This is a genomic window from Halomarinibacterium sedimenti, from assembly GCF_019312585.1.
Lineage (GTDB): Bacteria > Bacteroidota > Bacteroidia > Flavobacteriales > Flavobacteriaceae > Halomarinibacterium > Halomarinibacterium sedimenti.
On sequence record NZ_JAHWDP010000010.1, the window covers coordinates 1 to 18763 of the forward strand.

The 18763-nt window shown below is 36.3% G+C and carries 16 protein-coding genes and 1 tRNA gene; 8 read left to right on the top strand and 9 right to left on the bottom strand.

What is annotated here, in order from left to right:
* The coding region (locus KXJ69_RS13750; protein ID WP_255571392.1) for a proprotein convertase P-domain-containing protein at window positions 1–1428 on the bottom strand (1428 nt) is incomplete at its 3' end.
* A 177-nt stretch (window positions 1429–1605) separates the two neighbouring features.
* Here KXJ69_RS13750 and KXJ69_RS13495 point away from each other — a divergent pair.
* The 3 genes from KXJ69_RS13495 to KXJ69_RS13755 all read left to right on the top strand — a co-directional run bounded on the left by KXJ69_RS13495 (window position 1606) and on the right by KXJ69_RS13755 (window position 8467).
* Window positions 1606–4914 carry a VCBS repeat-containing protein gene (locus KXJ69_RS13495; protein ID WP_219053652.1) on the top strand — a complete coding sequence of 1103 codons (3309 nt, stop codon included), beginning with the start codon at window positions 1606–1608 and terminating at the stop codon, window positions 4912–4914.
* 54 nt (window positions 4915–4968) lie between these two features.
* A complete protein-coding gene (locus tag KXJ69_RS13500; RefSeq protein ID WP_219053653.1) occupies window positions 4969–8253 on the top strand; it encodes a VCBS repeat-containing protein in 3285 nt (1094 codons plus the stop codon).
* A gap of 85 nt (window positions 8254–8338) precedes the next feature.
* Window positions 8339–8467 (top strand): hypothetical protein, encoded by a 129-nt coding sequence (locus KXJ69_RS13755; protein WP_255571393.1) that lies wholly within the window; start codon window positions 8339–8341, stop codon window positions 8465–8467.
* On the opposite strand, the gene KXJ69_RS13505 is transcribed toward KXJ69_RS13755, so the two are convergent.
* From KXJ69_RS13505 to KXJ69_RS13520, 4 genes are all read right to left on the bottom strand, one after another.
* On the bottom strand, window positions 8468–9127 hold the full coding sequence (locus tag KXJ69_RS13505) for a uracil-DNA glycosylase family protein (RefSeq protein WP_219053654.1): 660 nt from the start codon (window positions 9125–9127) through the stop codon (window positions 8468–8470). It lies immediately after the preceding gene.
* A gap of 1 nt (window position 9128) precedes the next feature.
* Window positions 9129–9887, bottom strand: coding sequence for a peroxide stress protein YaaA (yaaA, locus tag KXJ69_RS13510; RefSeq protein WP_219053655.1), 759 nt, complete (start codon window positions 9885–9887; stop codon window positions 9129–9131).
* 87 nt (window positions 9888–9974) lie between these two features.
* The gene (locus KXJ69_RS13515) at window positions 9975–11021 is read right to left on the bottom strand and encodes an RluA family pseudouridine synthase (protein ID WP_219053656.1); all 1047 of its coding nucleotides are present in this window, start codon (window positions 11019–11021) and stop codon (window positions 9975–9977) included.
* Complete coding sequence (locus tag KXJ69_RS13520; RefSeq protein WP_219053657.1) at window positions 11008–11640, bottom strand: PASTA domain-containing protein; 633 nt, start codon at window positions 11638–11640, stop codon at window positions 11008–11010. Before KXJ69_RS13520 ends, KXJ69_RS13515 begins: the two co-directional genes overlap by 14 nt.
* Window positions 11641–11735: 95 nt before the next feature.
* On the opposite strand from KXJ69_RS13520, the gene KXJ69_RS13525 reads away from it, so the two are divergent.
* Genes KXJ69_RS13525 through KXJ69_RS13535 form a run of 3 tightly spaced genes read left to right on the top strand, consistent with a single transcriptional unit; the run spans window position 11736 to window position 13916 of the window.
* Entirely contained in the window at window positions 11736–12716 is a 981-nt protein-coding gene (locus tag KXJ69_RS13525) for a D-alanine--D-alanine ligase (protein ID WP_219053658.1), read from the top strand.
* Window positions 12717–12731: 15 nt separating this feature from the next.
* Window positions 12732–13172, top strand: a complete 441-nt coding sequence (coaD, locus tag KXJ69_RS13530) for a pantetheine-phosphate adenylyltransferase (protein WP_219053659.1) — start codon at window positions 12732–12734, stop codon at window positions 13170–13172.
* Between the two features lie 12 nt (window positions 13173–13184).
* On the top strand, window positions 13185–13916 hold the full coding sequence (locus KXJ69_RS13535; protein ID WP_219053660.1) for a sulfite exporter TauE/SafE family protein: 732 nt from the start codon (window positions 13185–13187) through the stop codon (window positions 13914–13916).
* A 55-nt stretch (window positions 13917–13971) separates the two neighbouring features.
* Here the strand turns inward: KXJ69_RS13535 and rpsT are convergent, their stop codons facing one another.
* The 3 genes from rpsT to proS all read right to left on the bottom strand — a co-directional run bounded on the left by rpsT (window position 13972) and on the right by proS (window position 15870).
* Window positions 13972–14223 carry a 30S ribosomal protein S20 gene (gene rpsT, locus KXJ69_RS13540; RefSeq protein WP_219053661.1) on the bottom strand — a complete coding sequence of 84 codons (252 nt, stop codon included), beginning with the start codon at window positions 14221–14223 and terminating at the stop codon, window positions 13972–13974.
* Between the two features lie 22 nt (window positions 14224–14245).
* A tRNA-Glu gene (locus KXJ69_RS13545) sits at window positions 14246–14317 on the bottom strand.
* 77 nt (window positions 14318–14394) lie between these two features.
* The gene (gene proS, locus KXJ69_RS13550) at window positions 14395–15870 is read right to left on the bottom strand and encodes a proline--tRNA ligase (protein ID WP_219053662.1); all 1476 of its coding nucleotides are present in this window, start codon (window positions 15868–15870) and stop codon (window positions 14395–14397) included.
* Between the two features lie 101 nt (window positions 15871–15971).
* Between proS and KXJ69_RS13555 the strand changes: the two genes are divergently transcribed.
* Both KXJ69_RS13555 and KXJ69_RS13560 read left to right on the top strand, forming a co-directional pair.
* Window positions 15972–17000, top strand: coding sequence for a hypothetical protein (locus tag KXJ69_RS13555; RefSeq protein WP_219053663.1), 1029 nt, complete (start codon window positions 15972–15974; stop codon window positions 16998–17000).
* Window positions 17001–17028: 28 nt separating this feature from the next.
* Window positions 17029–18546, top strand: coding sequence for an OmpP1/FadL family transporter (locus KXJ69_RS13560; protein ID WP_219053664.1), 1518 nt, complete (start codon window positions 17029–17031; stop codon window positions 18544–18546).
* An 81-nt stretch (window positions 18547–18627) separates the two neighbouring features.
* Here KXJ69_RS13560 and KXJ69_RS13815 read toward each other — a convergent pair.
* Window positions 18628–18763: T9SS type B sorting domain-containing protein (locus tag KXJ69_RS13815; protein WP_219053666.1), on the bottom strand; the 136-nt coding region annotated here is incomplete at its 5' end.

The following is an 18763-nucleotide window of genomic DNA, read 5'->3' on the forward strand; positions in this document are numbered from 1 at the left end:
CGATGCAATACCACAGTTGTCACTTGAACTTGCAAGTACTTCACCTGGTGTTAAGTTATAATCTCCATTGGCATCTAATTCTACCGTAATGTCTTGACAAGCAATTACCGGATCTTCGTTATCTTCAATAGTAACATCAAAATCACAAGAAACAGTATTTCCATCGCTATCGGTTACTTCCATGGTTACTGTAGTCGTACCCACAGGAAAAAAGCTTCCACTTGGAGGCGTTGAAATAATATCTCCAGAAATGTTTCCATCTTCAACGTCTATCGCCGTACCCGCAAAGTTTACTACGGCACCACATTGCCCTGCAGCATTGGATGCAGTAATATTTGCTGGACAAGAAATTACTGGTGGGTTACCAATTACAAGGATAGGATCAAAAGTAATGCAATAGCTATTTAAAGTACCTGTATCTCCTCCAGCATCATCATTTATTTCTAGCGTCCAGTTTCCAGTAATACTTTGCCCCGCAAAAACGGTATTCATATCTTCTCCTGGGCCATCACCAAAAGAGACCGGGAAGGTATTCCCTCCTCCTTCGGCACGATAATCTGCTAATGGTACACCAGAATCCCATCCTCCAATATTATTGGCAGAAGCATCTGTAAATACAAGATTAGCAGCAACATCTGTACCTGTAGAACCCCCATTATCCGTACACAATGCCAATCTCGTTCCTCCTGGGGAGACAATTACAATCTCTAAATCCCCAGCAAAGGTATGAGTAATATTAGCTGTGACATTACTAATGGTGTAATTAGTACCTATTGTTCCAGGGTCTGCTACTGTTGCAACAGATGGATTCATAAGACCACTAGTTCCCGCATTAGGAATAGCTTCTGGTGCATTTCCACACTCGGTAATAGGCGCTGGTCCAAGAGAATTAAAAGTGATTTCCCAAGCATTCATAAATCCAGAGTCACCTGAAAAATTATCCAGTACGTTTAAAATCCAATTACCATTAACATTTACACCATTAAATACGGTAGCAAATATTTGATTGGTAGTACAATCACCCTCTGCATTAACTGTAAGACCTCCTTCAGGCTCCCAAGTACCTGTAAAAGGAACTGCTCCAGATTCTATACATGGATTTGCATTATTATTAAACACAGTCCCAATGTAGTTATCACCAGAACCTCCATTTCCACCTGCAAGTAACATAATTTCGCCACTTGGTGCAATTAAGGAGATGTCTAGATCGCCATCAAAGGTATGAGTCATGTTGGTAATGGTAAGATTATCTATTTCATAATCTACTCCAATGGTACCTGTAAGAGGAACATTAACTATAAACTGTGCAGTACCAGATGTACCAGTTGTTGGCACAGGTCCTGTCGCTCCCGAATAGGTTTGGGCATTTATCTGCCACATGCAAGTGGAAGCTATAAATGCCATAAGAATTAGTGTAATTTTTTTCATAAATGTAATTTTGATTAATCAGTTATTGTTAACAGGGTGTTAAAATACGAAAAAATTAATTACTGGAAAAAAAACTTGCTGTAAGATTTAAAACAAAAAATACCCAACCTTACCAACTTAATCTTTCTATTTGAACACCAAAGTTTATTATATTTGTTTCATTCAAATTAAAAAACAATGAAAACCAATTATTTACCTTTTAAAATTGCGATTTTTGTATCGCTAATTTTTATCTCTTGCAACACGAATAATTCTTCAGAATCTGATAAAAAAGGTGGCTACACCGATGGCGCTACAACCTTATTTACCAAAATAACCTCTGAAACTTCAAAAATCACATTTAAAAATATGATACGGGAAGATTTGGAATTTAATTTTCTTAATTACCCTTACTTATATACAGGCGCTGGAGTTGCCACGGGCGATATTGATAATGACGGTTTAGTGGATGTGTATCTTACAGCTAATTTTGGACCAAACAAACTATATAAAAACAAAGGTAATTTTGAATTTGAAGACATAACGGTTTCTTCTAAAACGGAAGATTATCAAGGTTTTGCTACCGGGGCTACCATGCTTGATATAAACAATGATGGTTGGCTCGATATTTATGTATCGAAAGCAGGTTCTATGGATAGTGATGAAGGCAGACGAAACTTACTATTTGTAAACCAAAAAGACGGTACTTTTAAGGAAGAGGCAAAAAAATGGGGTATTGATGACCCTGGCTATACCACTCAGGTATTTCAACTAGACTATGATAAAGATGGGGATTTAGATTTATACGTATTGAATTATCGTTACGACTTTAAAAATAACACCAAAATTAGTGGAGACCTTCAAAGCCAAATTGAAGAAACCACAAGTGACCAATTGTATAGAAACGATGGCACTATTTTTACAAAAGTTACTGGTGAAGCGGGTATTTACAATAAAGCTTGGGGGCTTTCTGGAGCTATAGGTGATTTTAATAATGATGGCTGGGAAGATATTTATGTTTCTAATGATTATCTAGAACCAGATATCATGTATATCAACCAGAAAAATGGCACTTTTAAAGATGAAATTAAAGAGCGAATGAATCATATCTCCTTTAATAGTATGGGGAGTGATTATGCCGATTTAAACAATGACCTTTTACCCGATTTAATTACGGTAGACATGCTAGCCGAAAATTATGCCAGAAGTAAAGAAAACATGGCATCGATGAGTACTTCAAATTTTATGACTTTGGTAGAAATTGGATATCATCATGCCTATATGGCCAATATGCTTCATTATAATGTAGGAAACGGAAAATTTCAAGAAACAGCACAGTTAAGTGGTGTTGTTAAAACAGACTGGAGTTGGGCTCCCTTGCTTGCCGATTTTAATAATGATGGGTTAAAGGATATTTTCATAACCAATGGTGTTTATAAAGATTACAACAATCAAGATTTTAGAACCGAACTTAGAGCCCGAAATGCTCGCGGGGAACAAATGACGCTTCAACAGGTATTAGATTTAATGCCTTCCGAAAAATTAGACAATTACATTTACAAGAATAATGGCGACTTTACATTTACCAAAGTAATTGAAGAATGGGGATTAAAAGATCCTAATTTTGCTAATGGTGCAGCCTATGCAGACTTTGACAATGATGGCGATTTAGACCTTATCGTGAATAACACTAATGATGAAATTGGATTATATAGAAACAATGCCAATGAAAATTATTTGCAAATAGCCCTTAAAGGCACTGCAACCAATAGTCTTGGTATTGGTGCAGATGTATATGTTAAAACCAATAAAGAAACTCAGTTTCAAGAGATGTATATTGCTAGAGGGTTTGAGTCTTCTGTCTCCCCTGTATTAAATTTTGGATTAGGGGATGCTTCTCAAATTGAAGAAGTTATCGTTTCATGGCCTGATGGTAAAATATCAAAAGTTACTGCTCCTAAAAGCAATCAAGTTTTAAAAATTGATTATGCTCAAGCTGTAAATGACCCTTTTGCCTTAACTTCATACAAATCCAAAAAACAAAGCTTAAATCCTTCAGAAATAGGAATAGACTACGAACAAAAAGAGAATTACTTTAACGATTTTTCGCTTCAGTTATTAATCCCTCAAAAACAATCTACAAAGGGTACTGGTATTGTAAAAGCTGATATAAATAATGACGGATTTGAGGATTTCTTTGTTGGAAATGCTGCAGGTGCACCAGCAGCATCCTATTTACAAAATCAAGATGGAACATTTACGAAAAATAACGTTTCCCTTTGGAATACTGAAGCCAAATACGAAGATGCAAACGCCCTCTTTTTTGATGCCGATGGTGACGGTGATCAAGATTTATATGTGGTAAGTGCTGGTTATGAAATTGCGGAAGACAGCCCATTATTGCAAGATCGTTTATATATTAATGACGGAAAAGGAAATTTCACCAAAAATGCTAATGCGCTTCCTAAAATGCTAGCTTCAGGAAAAGCGGTTGCCGCTGCAGATTATGATGGCGATGGTGATTTAGATTTGTTTGTAGGCGGGAATCTTGTTCCAAAAAAATATCCACTTCCTGGAAAATCTTATCTTTTAAGAAATGAAGGTGGGAAGTTTATTGATGTTACTTCAGAAAACAATTCACTTTCCGATGTGGGAATGGTTTCCGAAGCAGTATTTACAGATTATGATAATGACAAAGACTTAGACCTTATGGTCGTTGGAGAATGGATGGCCCCAACCCTTTTCAATAACAATAATGGAGTCTTTGTTAAAGCTTCCAATATTTCTGGTTTAGAGAAAACTGAAGGATGGTGGTTTAGCATTACTGCGGCAGATTTTGATGGCGATGGGGATGATGATTATGTTTTGGGTAACATTGGAAATAATAATAAGTTTCAACCAAAAAAGGAAAAACCCATTTACATTTATGCAAAAGATTTTGATGAAAACGGAAGTTTCGATGTAGCCCTTAGTAAAATAAGCGATGGCAAATTGGTTCCTGTTAGAGGAAAGGAGTGTAGTAGTGAGCAAAATCCATTTTTACTTGATAAAATTAAAACCTACAAGCAGTTTGCTAGCTTAGAGTTTAAAGATATTTATGGAGAAGATAAACTTAAAGACGCTTTTAAACTTATTTCTCATATGTTTGAATCTGTTTATGTGGAAAATCTTGGAGGCGGAAAATTTGAGGTAAAAAAATTACCTAAAATTGCGCAAATGGGTCCAACCCTATCCACTTTAGCAAAAGACATAAATGGAGATGGTAATCTCGATATTATTGGAATTGGTAATATTTATGATGCCGAAGTTGAAACTATAAGATACGATAGTAATTATGGGTATGTATTTTTAGGAGATGGAAAAGGAAACTTTGAATATAACAAAGAACATGATCCTTTTGTGGATAAAGACGCTAAAGATATTACAGATATTACCATAAATGGTAAATCATATTTCATGGTAGTTAGTAATAATGCACCGTTAGAAATATTTACTTTTAATCCGTAAAAGTTTAAACTTTAATATTTTAAACTTCATAAAGAATTTTTAATTTCCTTTAATATGAAGCCAGTATTAGCATTGTTTTGCGGCTTATTATTACTTCTTTCTTGTAATGATTCCAAAACAGATACCAATAGTGCTACTGATGAAGTAATGCCGCTATTCAAAAAATTGGATAGTGACAAATCTGGTATTGCATTTAGAAATTCAATGATCCAAACGGCAGATTTCAATTTCATGAATTATATGTATATCTATACGGGTGCTGGTGTTGCTGCAGGAGATATTGATAATGATGGCTTGATTGACCTCTATTTTGTTTCAAATGCTGGGCCTAATAAACTTTATAAAAATAAGGGTAACTTAAAATTTGAAGACATTACCACTACATCACAAACTGAAGACTATACGGGCTTTTCAACGGGGGTTAGTATGTGGGACGCAAATGGGGATGGCTGGCTAGATATCTATGTTTGTAAGGCTGGTTCTTTAGGAGACGATAACGGCAGAAGGAACCTCCTGTTTATTAACAATAAAAATGGCACTTTTACTGAATCTGCGAAAACTTTTGGACTTGATAGTCCAGGATATTCAACTCAAGCCTATCCTATAGATTATGACCGCGATGGAGATTTGGATCTTTACTTAGTGAATCACCGCTACGATTTTCAAAATAACGGTCGAATTAATAGTAAAATTCAAGCACAAATTGAAGAAAACACTAGTGATCAATTATTCAGAAATGATGGAAACTCCTTTACCAATGTTACTTTAGAAGCTGGGTTGGTAAATAAAGCATGGGGATTAAGTGGCGTGATTTCAGATTTTAACAATGATGGTTGGGACGACATTTATGTAGCAAATGACTTTATGGAGCCCGACTTTCTCTACATAAATCAGAAAAATGGCACCTTCAAAAATGAAATCAATGAACGGATGAAGCATATCTCAAATTTCTCCATGGGATCTGACTTTGCCGACCTCAACAATGATTTGCATAACGACTTAGTAACCTTGGATATGGTTTCGGAAAGCCATGTAAAAAGCAAAGAAAACATGGCATCCATGAGTACTCCTAATTTTTTAACCATGGTTAAAATTGGGTATCATCATCAATATATGACTAATACCTTGCAATGGGGAGATAGTCAGGGTAATTTTAGGGAGTCTGCACTTATGAGCGGAATTGCAAAAACAGATTGGAGTTGGGCACCACTTTTAGCCGATTTTGATAATGACGGCTACAAGGATATTTTTATTGCCAATGGGGTCGACAGAGATTATACCAATCAAGATGCGAGGAACAAATTAAAAGAGGTCATGATTCGTGGTGAATCGATGACGCTGGATTCTGTTTTAAATTCTTTTCCTTCGCAACCCGTTGAGAATTATATTTATCAAAATAATGGTGATCTCACCTTTACAAAAAAATCCAATGAATGGGGATTAGAAATGCCTACCTATTCCTATGGGGCTTCGTATGCAGATTTAGATAACGATGGCGATTTAGATTTAATCGTAAATAATTTAAATGCAGAGTGTGGCATTTTTGAAAACCAAAGCCAAAATAAATACCTTCAAATTAAACTACAAGGCCCTAATAAAAATATCTTTGGTGTTGGGTCAAAAGTGTTTATTGAAACTGAAAAAGGGCAGCAAAAACAAGAGCTTTTCCTTAATCGCGGTTATGAGTCTTCTGTAACACCTATTTTAAACTTCGGACTTGGAAATTCTGAAGAAGTAAAACGAATTGGCGTTATATGGCCCGATGGAAAAATTTCTGAAATTGGCAAAACAAAGTCTAATCAACTAGTGACAATAGATTATAATAAAGCCAAAACGGGCAACTTAAGTTTCGAAACTACACGGTTGAAGAAAAAAGCCATAAATCCAATTGATTTAGGAATAAACTACAAACACGTTGAAAATACTTTCGACGATTATGCGCTTCAATTACTTATCCCACAAAAGCAATCTTCCAAAGGGACTAAATTGACCGTGGGGGACGTCAATGGCGATGGCTTGGAAGACTTCTTTGTTGGGAATGCTGGTGGCAATACTGCAGCTTTATATATCCAAAAAACTGATGGTAGTTTTTTAGCTACCAATGAAAATTTATGGCAGTCCGAAAAACAATACGAAGATGCTAATGCACTATTTTTTGATGCCGATAACGACGGAGATTTAGACTTGTATGTAGTAAGTGCAGGATACGAGTTAAAAGAAAATAGTCCTTTGCTTCAGGATAGGCTCTATACAAATGATGGGAAGGGTAATTTTAAAAAAGATGCTACCGCGTTACCTAAAATGTTGGTTTCTGGGAAGGCCATCGCTGTATCAGATATTGATGGAGATAACGACTTGGATATTTTTGTGGGAGGAAATGTAGTTCCAGGTAAATACCCCTTAACACCACAATCCTTTCTACTAAAAAATGAAGGTGGAAAATTTGTAGATGTCACTTCAGAAAATCAGGAGCTAGCAAACGTGGGTATGATTTCCGAAGTTCTTTTCACAGATTATGATGGCGACAACGATAAAGACCTACTGCTCGTGGGAGAATGGATGACTCCTACCCTTTTTAAAAACAATCAAGGTTCGTTTTCAAAAGATAAGGCTGCAAAAGGCTTAGAAAACTTAGAGGGCTGGTGGTTTAGTGCTACCCAAGCAGATCTTGACGGTGATGGTGATATAGATTATATCCTTGGGAATTTAGGAGCTAACAATAAGTTTCATCCCTCCAAAGAAAAACCGCTTTTTATATCGGCTAAAGACTTTGATAATAATGGAACTTTTGATGTGGCGATGAGCAAAATAAGCAACGGCAAGGTGGTGCCTGTAAGAGGGAAAGAATGTAGCTCGCAACAAAACCCATTTTTATTGGATAAAATCAAAACCTATAAAGAATTTGCGCACCTAGAATTTAAAGATATTTATGGTGAAGACGAGCTTAAAGATGCTTTTAAACTACAAGCCCACGAATTTGAAAGTGTCCTAGTTTTTAATGAAGGCAATGGAAATTTTAAAGTGGTGCACCTTCCTAATGACGCGCAAATGGGCCCCACGATGGCAACCCTTGTAAAGGACATAAACGGAGACGGAAACTTAGATATTTTGGGTGTGGGCGGACTTTATGACGCCGAAGTAGAAACGGTACGTTACGATGGTAATTTTGGCTACGTATTACTTGGTGATGGAAATGGAAACTATGTAGCAGAGAAACAATACGAGCCTTATATTCCATTTGATGCTAAAGATGTAAAACAAGTAACCATAGGAGGTGTTACTCACTATGTTGTGGTAAGTAATAATTCGCATCTAGAAGTTTTCACTTATCAACTATAACAACTTTAACAACCCTTTATACTTGCCTTAGCGGTTTTTAACATCCCTTTTTGTTATATTAAAGTGAATCAAAAAAAATAACAAAATGGACAAGAAATTTAAAAGAACTGTTGAACAGAAACACCCAACAAACCCAACGGGAAATATAAACCAAAATACGAATGATTTTAACATTGATGCCGAAACCATTCGTGAACAGAGAAATAAGAAATAATTAAAAGAATTTTTTATACTGAAGCTCCCTGAAATGGACAGTATTCATTTCGGGGTGTTTTACTTTTAGGTCTTTGTATTCCTGCAAGCTTCCTACCGCCCTATTTGCTGCCCCAGAAGGCGCAATAAGCGAAACTGTTTTTATGAGTTGTTGCGTTTTGGGATGCGTAAACTGATGCATTCTAGGCACTACGTTTGAAATTATTTTGAACTTTATATCATATTCCTTTAGCAACTTTCTGAAGTGATATTCGGGGCCATTTTTACTATTGCCTCCAGTGAAAAGAAGCGTATGTATTTTTGGAAAAACTTCTAGTATTTGTATCAAATCCCTAAGCTCTAAATCCTGCATGCCCAAATCACTAGCATCTACTTTGTCACGCCTCGCCGATTGTACAATATCACAAATCCCAATCCCTCTATTTTTAAGAAATTCTTTTCGTTGAAGGATGGCTTCCTCCGTTGTTTCAAATTTTAAATCAAGCTGAAAGATTTCATTTAAAATAGGCCACAGTTGCCCATCTCTGCTTCCATAACAAAAGTTGACATCTCCTTCCCTAAACTCCTTCGTTGTAAAACGTGGTGGTGGTAAAGTGCCTACAATAAGTTTGGTGGCATTTTTTGGAATAAATGGCGGATATGGATGGGTGTGGTGGAACAAACTATCTTATAAAAACCAACTCCCCATCATTACTCATAGGCTCACTATAATGATAGCCTTCGTAATCAAACCCCTTAAGATCGTCTAGCGTTTTGGCTTTGGTGTCTAGGATATACCGCGTCATATACCCACGCGCTAACTTGGCAAAAGTCATAATGGTTTTGTATTCACCATTTTTTAAATCTTTAAAAACGGGCGTGATGACGGGTACTTTTAGTTGTTTGGTATCGATGGCTTTAAAATATTCATTACTGGCAAGATTCACAAAGAGTTCACCGTCCTCTAATTCTTCATTTAGCTTTTGGGTAATTTTCTTTTTCCAAAACTCATACAAGTTTTTGTTTTTACCCACGGGCATTCGAGTCCCCATTTCCAATCGGTAGGGCTGCATTAAATCCAATGGTTTTAAGATTCCGTAGAGCCCAGAAATAATACGAAGACTCTCTTGCATAAACTCAATTTTATCCTTCGGAAGGGTATACACATCCAATCCGCGATACACATCACCACTAAAAGCATACACGGCAGGGCGTGCATTATCTGAGGTAAAGGGCAGACTCCATTCTTGGTTACGCTCATAGTTAAGTTGCCCCAACGCATCAGAAATACTCATGAGTTTAGATAAACTTTTAGCCGACTTCTTTTTCAGCAACTTATTTAAATGCTCTGCCTCTTGAAGAAAAGCAGCTTCGGTGTGTTTTGATATGGGTAATTTTGATTCAAAATCGAGTGACTTTGCAGGCGAGAGTACAATTTTCATTTTTCAATCTTTTCAGTAAAAATACAAAGATTTATTCCCAATAAAAACGAAAGTAATTTTTTGAACCAATTTTAGGATAAAGAAAGTCTATTCTATGACATGCTGTGAATAATTACGCCATTTTTCTAGACAAGCGACCATATCTTCTGGGATAGGCGTTTCAAAACGCATCATTTCACCTGTGGTGGGATGTTCAAATCCTAAAGTGCGTGCATGCAATGCTTGACGTGGTAATATTTTAAAACAATTGTCTACAAACTGTTTATATTTGGTAAAATGCGTGCCTTTTAAGATGCTATCACCGCCATAGCGTTCGTCGTTAAATAAGGTATGCCCAATGTGTTTTAAATGCACTCTAATTTGGTGGGTACGCCCCGTTTCCAGTCGGCAAGACAGTAGCGTTACATAACCCAATTTTTCAATGACTTTATAATGGGTAACGGCTGGCTTTCCTTTTTCATCGGCATCTTCCCCTAAAAACACGGTGTTTTGTAAACGGTTTTTTGGGTGACGCCCAATATGCCCTTCGATAGTACCCTCTTCTTCATCAAAATTTCCCCAGACTAGTGCCACATACTCCCTTTCGGTGGTTTTATTGAAGAACTGTTTTGCCAGATGGGTCATGGCTTCTTCAGTCTTGGCCACTACTAGAAGTCCGCTGGTGTCTTTATCAATTCGGTGAATTAAACCAGGGCGGTTACTAGAGTTATTGGGTAAATTTTCAAAATGAAAAGTAAGTGCATTTATGAGTGTACCACTGTAATTTCCGTGACCCGGATGTACCACCATCCCCGCAGGTTTATTTACAACAACCACTGCATCGTCTTCATACACGATGTCTAGCGGAATGTCTTCTGGAGTAAGTAAAAACTCATAGGGCGGATGCTCAAACATCACGGTCACCACATCGCCCGCCTTTACTTTGTAATTAGATTTTACTGTGTTATTATTAACGTAAATATTACCGTCTGTGGCAGCTTTCTGAATTTTATTTCGAGTGACATTTTCAATTTTGTTCATTAAATACTTGTCCACTCGAAGGGGTTGTTGCCCTTTGTCGGCTACAAACCGAAAATGCTCATAGAGATCATCATTACCTTGTTCTTCGACTTCTGGCCCATTAATTCTCTCCATTTTCTTCGGTTGTATTGCTATTAACGTCAAGCTCCTCTTGAACTTCTTGAACTTCCTCTCTATTTAATCCGCCATTTCCATCACCCAACACCAAATCAATCACAGATGTCTTTTGAATTTTATCTCCCGGATTAATTTTCTTTCCTTCGAAAGATATCTCTAAAACTTCGTCTTTAGCGATATATCGTCTGTAATTAATTTTTCCAATTTCAAACCCTACTGCTTTCAAGGTGGGTTCTGCTTGACGCATAGTTTTCCCAACTACAGGTGGCACCTCTATCATTGGATATCCTGAACGATTAATAGATAGGTAGATTTTTCGATTTTCTTTGACATATTTACCAGCTTTTGGTATTTGCTCAATTACTGTTTTGTATGGAAAATTTGGATTATAATTAGTAGTATCCATTACTTCCAATTTTAAATCTAAATCGTCGAGTGCTTCTTCTGCTTGCTCCAATGTCATTTTTGCTAAGTCTGGAACTTCAATTTGTTGTCCGTGATTTGTGCTAAACCGAAGCCACCACAAAATAATGAGCGACAATCCAAATAACACCAAAACGGCATATCCTAATTGTTTAAGAAAGGTTTTGGTAAAAAGAAATTTTAAAAAAGACATACGTTGTAGTTAGAAAGCAAAAATAGTAAATCGAATTTTAGTAAGTTTATAGGTAATAGTGATATTTTTGTTAACGAAGTTAATCTAGTTTTGGTATGGCAAAAAAACATGTAGCCGTTGCGATGGGCGGATATTCTAGCGAATATGTAATATCGCTTCAAAGTGGTGGGGTTGTTTGTGAATCCTTAGATACAGAAAAGTATCACATTTATCCTATTCATATCTTAAAGGACGGATGGTTTCACGTTGATTCCAGTGGTAAAAAATATCCTGTCGAAAAGGGTAATTTCAGTTTTAGTAATGGAGATTCCACTATTATTCCCGATGTTGTTTTTAATACCATCCACGGAACACCCGGCGAAGATGGCTTTTTAGCCGCCTATTGGGAGTTACTGGGAATCCCCCAAACTAGTACAGGATTTTATCAAGCGGCGTTGAGTTTTAATAAAAGAGATTGTCTTTCGGTGTTAAAAAACTTCGGGGTGAAATGTGCCAACTCCTATTATGTAAACAAAGGAGATACAATTGCCATTGAAGAAATATTAAAAATAGTGGGACTCCCTTGCTTTGTAAAACCTAGTAGAGCCGGTTCCAGTTTTGGCGTAAGTAAGGTACATTCTTTTGAAGAAATGACTCCAGCCCTTGAAAAAGCTTTTAAAGAAGATAGCGAGATTATAATCGAAACCGCATTGGTGGGCACCGAAGTTTCCGTAGGGGTTTATACAGATAAAGGTGAATTAGTTGTGCTCCCCCCTACCGAAATAGTTTCAGAGAATGATTTCTTCGATTACGAAGCAAAATACCTTGGAAAATCACAAGAAATTACCCCTGCTAGAATTAGTGAAGAAGAAACTCATGCCGTAAAAACTGAAGCTAAAAAAATATATCATCTGCTCAATATGAAAGGAATTACTCGAAGTGAGTTTATCATTCAAGACGGTGTTCCTCATTTTATAGAGACTAATACAACTCCCGGAATTTCAAAAGAAAGTATTGTACCAAAACAGGTGCGTGAAGCAGGAATGACGTTAACTCAGTTTTTCGGTATTCTTATTGAAAATGCTTTTCAAAAATAGTAGTATCTTTATTTTATGAATCGCGCAGTTTTTCCAGGCTCCTTCGACCCTATTACCTTAGGTCATATAGATATTATAGAAAGAGGACTTTTACTTTTTGATGAAATTATTGTGGCTATTGGCAGTAATGCCGATAAAAAATATATGTGGTCCTTGGAAGAACGGATAGAATATATCGAAAAGGCATTTGAAGGAAATCCTAAAATTAAAGTAGCAAGTTATAAAGGCTTAACAGTTGATTTTTGTCATTCGGTAGATGCCAAATTTCTATTACGGGGATTACGAAACTCTCTCGATTTTTCTTATGAAAAATCCATTGCTCAAAATAATGCTAAGTTGGCAGGAGTGGAAAGCGTATTTTTAGTTTGTTCACCGGAGGTTTCACATATTTCTTCTACGATTGTTCGGGATATAGCTCGTAATAATGGAGATTATAGCAATTTAGTTCCCTTTTAATTTAAAGAATGAATGAATTTAAAAGAATCCTTTCTCCTATTAGCGCTAGTTGCTGAAATAATAGGAACGATTGGGGGGTTTGGTTCTTCAGTATTTTTTGTTCCCATAGGCAATTTCTACTTCGATTTTTATACAGTATTAGGACTTACGGCAGTTTTTCATTTATCGAGTAACCTTAGTAAGATTTTTTTATTCAAAAAGGGACTCAATAAGTTTCTGTTACTGTATATAGGCGCGCCTTCTGTAGTCTTTGTAATTTTGGGTGGATATCTTTCAAAAATTGTTAAAAGTGATTATCTCGAAGTTATTTTGGGTGTGTTTTTAATTGCATTAGCCCTCTTATTTCTCATAAAAAAAAACCTTGTTATCAAAGCCGAAAAAAAGGAATCGATTATTGGTGGAAGCCTTTCTGGACTTACTGCTGGTCTTTTGGGCACCGGTGGCGCTATTCGAGGACTTACCATGGCTGCTTTTAATTTGGAGAAAAGCGTATTTATCGCCACATCTGCCTTTATCGATTTTATGATTGACTTTTCCAGGACTATTGTCTATTACCAAAATGGATACATTGGTAGCGAAGAAATAAAATATGTTCCCTTCCTATTTGTTATTGGACTTGTGGGTACCTTTATAGGAAAGAAAATCCTGAATTATATTCCGCAAAGTAAATTCAAAAGGATATCTTTAGTACTTATCCTAGTAATTGGAGTGTTTACGCTTTTAAACTATTATGTGCTACAATAAAAAAACTCCCTCATTTCTGAAGGAGTTTCCAATTTAATGTAAAACCAAAATTTTCTTAGATAGCAGCTACGTGCTTAGCTAGGCTAGACTTTAAGTTTGCAGCTTTATTAGCGTGAATAATGTTCTTCTTAGCTAGTCTGTCTAACATAGAAACCACTTCAGGAAACAATTTTTCTGCTTCTTTCTTATCAGTCATTTCTCTTAGCTTCTTCATCGCATTACGAGTAGTTTTATGTTGGTAACGGTTAACGATACGCTTAGACTCGTTTCTTCTGATTCTTTTTAAAGCTGATTTATGATTAGCCATATTATTCTATCTTAATTATTTGTAGTCCGTAGGGGAATCGAACCCCTGTTACCAGGATGAAAACCTGGCGTCCTAACCCCTAGACGAACGGACCATTGGTTTTTTATTGCGGATGCAAAAATACAACAATTTTTAAATGCTACAAGTACTCGATAATTTTTTTTGAAAATTTTAGTATGCTTTCGCAAAAATTACCTTTCTAGCGGATGGTTTTCCAGTAACCATGCAACTTCCAGATGCATCATCAGCATCAATAGGAATACAACGAATGGTTGCTTTTGTTTCATTCTTTATTTGTTCTTCTGTTTCGGGTGTTCCATCCCAGTGTGCTAAAATAAAGCCTCCGTTACTTTCAAGCACTTCTTTAAATTCAGAATACGAAGAAACTTCAGTTGTATTTTCCTTTCTGAAATCTATCGCTTTTGTAAATAAATTTTTCTGAATTTCATCTAGCAACTCTTTAATAGCTGAAGCCGCTTCAGATTTATTCATCATTTCTTTCGAAAGTGTATCACGGCGAGCTACTTCTACAGTTCCATTTTCAACATCTTTGGGTCCAATAGCAATCCTTACAGGCACTCCTTTCAACTCATATTCATTAAATTTCCAGCCTGGCTTGTGCGTATCTCTATTATCAAACTTCACTCTAATTCCTAAAGACCTAAGTTCTGCCATGAGCTCGTTTGCAACATTACTAGTAGCTTCAAACTGCTCGTCATCTCGATAAATTGGTACAATAACAACTTGGTCGGGGGCTAAATTAGGAGGTAACACCAATCCATTATCGTCGCTATGGGTCATAATTAAAGCTCCAATTAAACGCGTAGAAACACCCCAAGAGGTTGCCCAAACATAATCTTGCTTCCCTTCTTTATTGGCGAACTTTACATCGAAAGCTTTTGCAAAATTTTGCCCAAGAAAATGCGAGGTTCCAGCTTGTAATGCCTTACCATCTTGCATTAACGCTTCAATACAATAGGTTTCTAACGCGCCTGCAAAACGTTCGCTTTCTGTTTTTAAACCCTTAATTACGGGAATTGCCATAAAGTTTTCTACAAACTCCGCATAGATATTCATCATTTGTTCTGCTTCCGCAATAGCTTCATCTTTTGTAGCATGGGCCGTATGCCCTTCCTGCCATAAAAATTCGGCTGTTCTTAAAAACAATCGAGTACGAAGCTCCCAACGTACCACATTGGCCCACTGATTTATTAAAAGTGGTAAATCTCGATAGGATTGTATCCATTTACGATACGTGTCCCAAATAATAGTTTCGGAAGTAGGTCTAACAATGAGTTCCTCTTCTAATTTTGCTTCAGGATCAACGATGATACCGTTTCCATCAGGATCATTTTTTAAGCGATAGTGAGTAACTACAGCACACTCTTTGGCAAACCCATCTACATGGCTTGCTTCCTTACTAAAGTAAGATTTTGGTATAAACAAAGGGAAATAAGCATTTTGATGCCCTGTTTCTTTAAACATTCTATCCAATTCTGCTTGCATACGTTCCCAAATGGCAAAGCCGTATGGTTTTATTACCATACACCCTCTTACTCCCGAATTTTCAGCTAAATCTGCCTTGATTACCAGCTCATTATACCATTTTGAGTAGTCTTCTGCACGTGTGGTCAAGTTTTTTCCCATGATCCTTTATTTGGCACAAATATTGTGCATATGTTAAAAGTTATTTTGTCTCGGCAAAACTACTTATTTTTATGATGTCCAACAATATTAAATTCAGTGTTATGCAAACCATTATATTTTCCCTCAAAAAGTCTATTCCTTTCTTATTCTTAGGAATAGTTTCTCTATTTATAGTTAGCTGTAGTTCTTCACAGAGAGTGGTAGATAATGATGGCATATACACTTCTAATACTGAAACAAATACCGAATACGCAACAGAATCTGAAGCAGACAGTAAGAATAACTACTACAAACAATATTTTAAATCAAAATCAAGCCTTTACGAAGAACTTCCAGAGGAAGATGTAATTTTCACGGACATTGAAGCCTACTCTACTACCGAAAGCTTGGACAACGAAGGTTATATAATTACAGAAGAAAATGAATATGAAGAAGGCTATGGAAGCTGGGGAAGTAACACGAGTGATGTTACCATAAATGTTTATAATACTGGCTGGGCAGGCGCTGGATGGGGTTATAATAGCTGGTATGGAGGCTGGTATGGTCATGGATGGGGTTATGGTGGTTGGTATCGTCCTTGGGGATATTATAGCTATTGGGGAAATCCCTATTGGGGCTGGAATGTTGGCTACTGGGGTGGATTTTACAACCCTTGGTACTGTCCCCCTTATTACTACAACCCCTACATTTATAATGGATATTACGGCCATGGAGGATATTATGCCGCAAATTATAATAGAGGTAGAAGAAATAGTGATTATATAGCAGGTAGATCTGCCTACAATAGAGGTCGATCTAATGCCACTTCTTCAAGAAGAGGATATAGTAATTCTGAAAGTTCAAGAAGGTATTCTCGAGGCAACTCGACCTACAGAGGAAGGCCAAACACAAGTTCTTCCAGACCTAATTCTGGTTATACTAGGCCTAGCAACTCTAGACCAAAAGTAGATTATAATCGTCCTAGCACAAATACTCGTCCTAGTTATAACACAAGACCGAGTTCAAACACAAGACCTAATGTATCAAGACCCTCTACAAGTCGCCCAAGTTCTGGATCTATTAACAGAGGTGGTGGTGGATCTTCAAGAAGCAGCGGTGGAAGAAGAGGCGGCGGTCGAGGAGGCGAATAAACATTGTTTCATATTCAATTTTAACTAAATGAAAAGAAAAATTTTCTTACTCATAGGGATAGTTTCATTCTCTATTTTAAACGCTCAAAACACGGTTGATGCCTTACGATATAGCTCTGAAAATATTCAGGGAACTGCAAGGTTTAATTCATTAAGTGGTGCTTTTGGAGCCTTAGGAGGTGATCTTTCTGCTTTAGACATTAATCCCGCAGGAAGTTCTGTATTTCTTGAAAATACTATGGCATTAACCTTTTCTGTTTTTAATAAATCAAATAGCAATTCTTATTTCAACTCAACAGTAAAAAATGAGTATTCAGATTTTGATATTGCCAATTTAGGCGCTGTTTTCGTGTTCGATAATAGTGATGAAAGTTCCAATTGGAAGAAATTTAGCTTAGGAATTAATTTCAATACGCATAATAACTATGATAATGAAGTTTTTGTAAGTGGAAATAGCCCAAGGAGTGTTGGTAATTTCTTTTTGGACCAAGCTCAGGGAATTCCATTAGATTTGTTAGAATTAAGAAGTGGAGAATCTATTTCAGACCTCTACGCATTCTTAGGAGAAACCGAAGGAACAATAGCTCAAAATGCATTTCTAGGATACCAAGCCTATATTTTTGACCCAGTTGAAAATGACCCATCAAATACGGCCTATACTTCTAATTTTGGATCAGGGGTTTACAGTCAGGATTATGCACTTCTCACTCGAGGATATGTGGGAAAATATTCATTTAATATTAGCACTCAATATAAAGATGATTATTATTTTGGTATTAATTTCAATGCACATACTATAGATTATAGACAAAGTACATTTTTATTTGAAGGAAATAATAATAGCAACAGTTTTATTAAAACTATTGATTTTGAAAACAATCTTTCTGTACTAGGAAATGGTTTTTCAATGCAAGCTGGAGCTATTGCAAAAGTTAATGAAAATATAAGGGTTGGACTCACCTATGACACCCCTACCTGGTTTACTATTTCTGAAGAGACAACTCAATTTATTGAAACATCATTTGAAGATGATGACAATTCTTTTACAACTACTTTAAGTCCCAACATCATTAACGTATTTAATGATTATAAGCTGAGTAGTCCAGGTAAAATTTCGGCAAGTGCTGCCTATATTTTTGGGAAGAAGGGATTACTAAGCTTAGACTATTCTTACAAAGATTATTCTTCTATTAAATTTAAACCTACCTCAGATGTCCACTTTCAAACATTAAATAATGTTATAAATAACACCTTAAAAGGAGCATCAACGGTAAAATTAGGAGGGGAATATAGAATACAATGGGTAAGTTTACGTGGAGGGTTACAATTTTCTGAAAGTCCATATCAAGATAAGAATATTCTTGGTGATAGGAAAGGATATTCGCTAGGTCTAGGATTTAATTTCGGAAATTATAATTTGGATTTTGCTTTTGTTAGAACCGAACAAAAATCTGAAGAGCAACTATTTAATTCTGGTTTATCTACCCCTTATTCTTCAAATGTAAATGAAAATATCTTCATATTTACATTAGGTATTGAGTTATAAACTTTAATGAAATATTGAAAACTAAATACCAAAAAAGTCCCTGTTTAGGGACTTTTTTGGTATCATTCTTTAATTAAATCTTTACCTCTTCAGGGTAAAATGCCCTGTAAAGGTTTTGTTAGTTTCGTCCTCTTTGTACTCTACCCTAAACCAGTAATCGCTCGATGGTAGTGGTGACCCATTATAGGTACCATCCCATCCCGATCCACTAGGACTT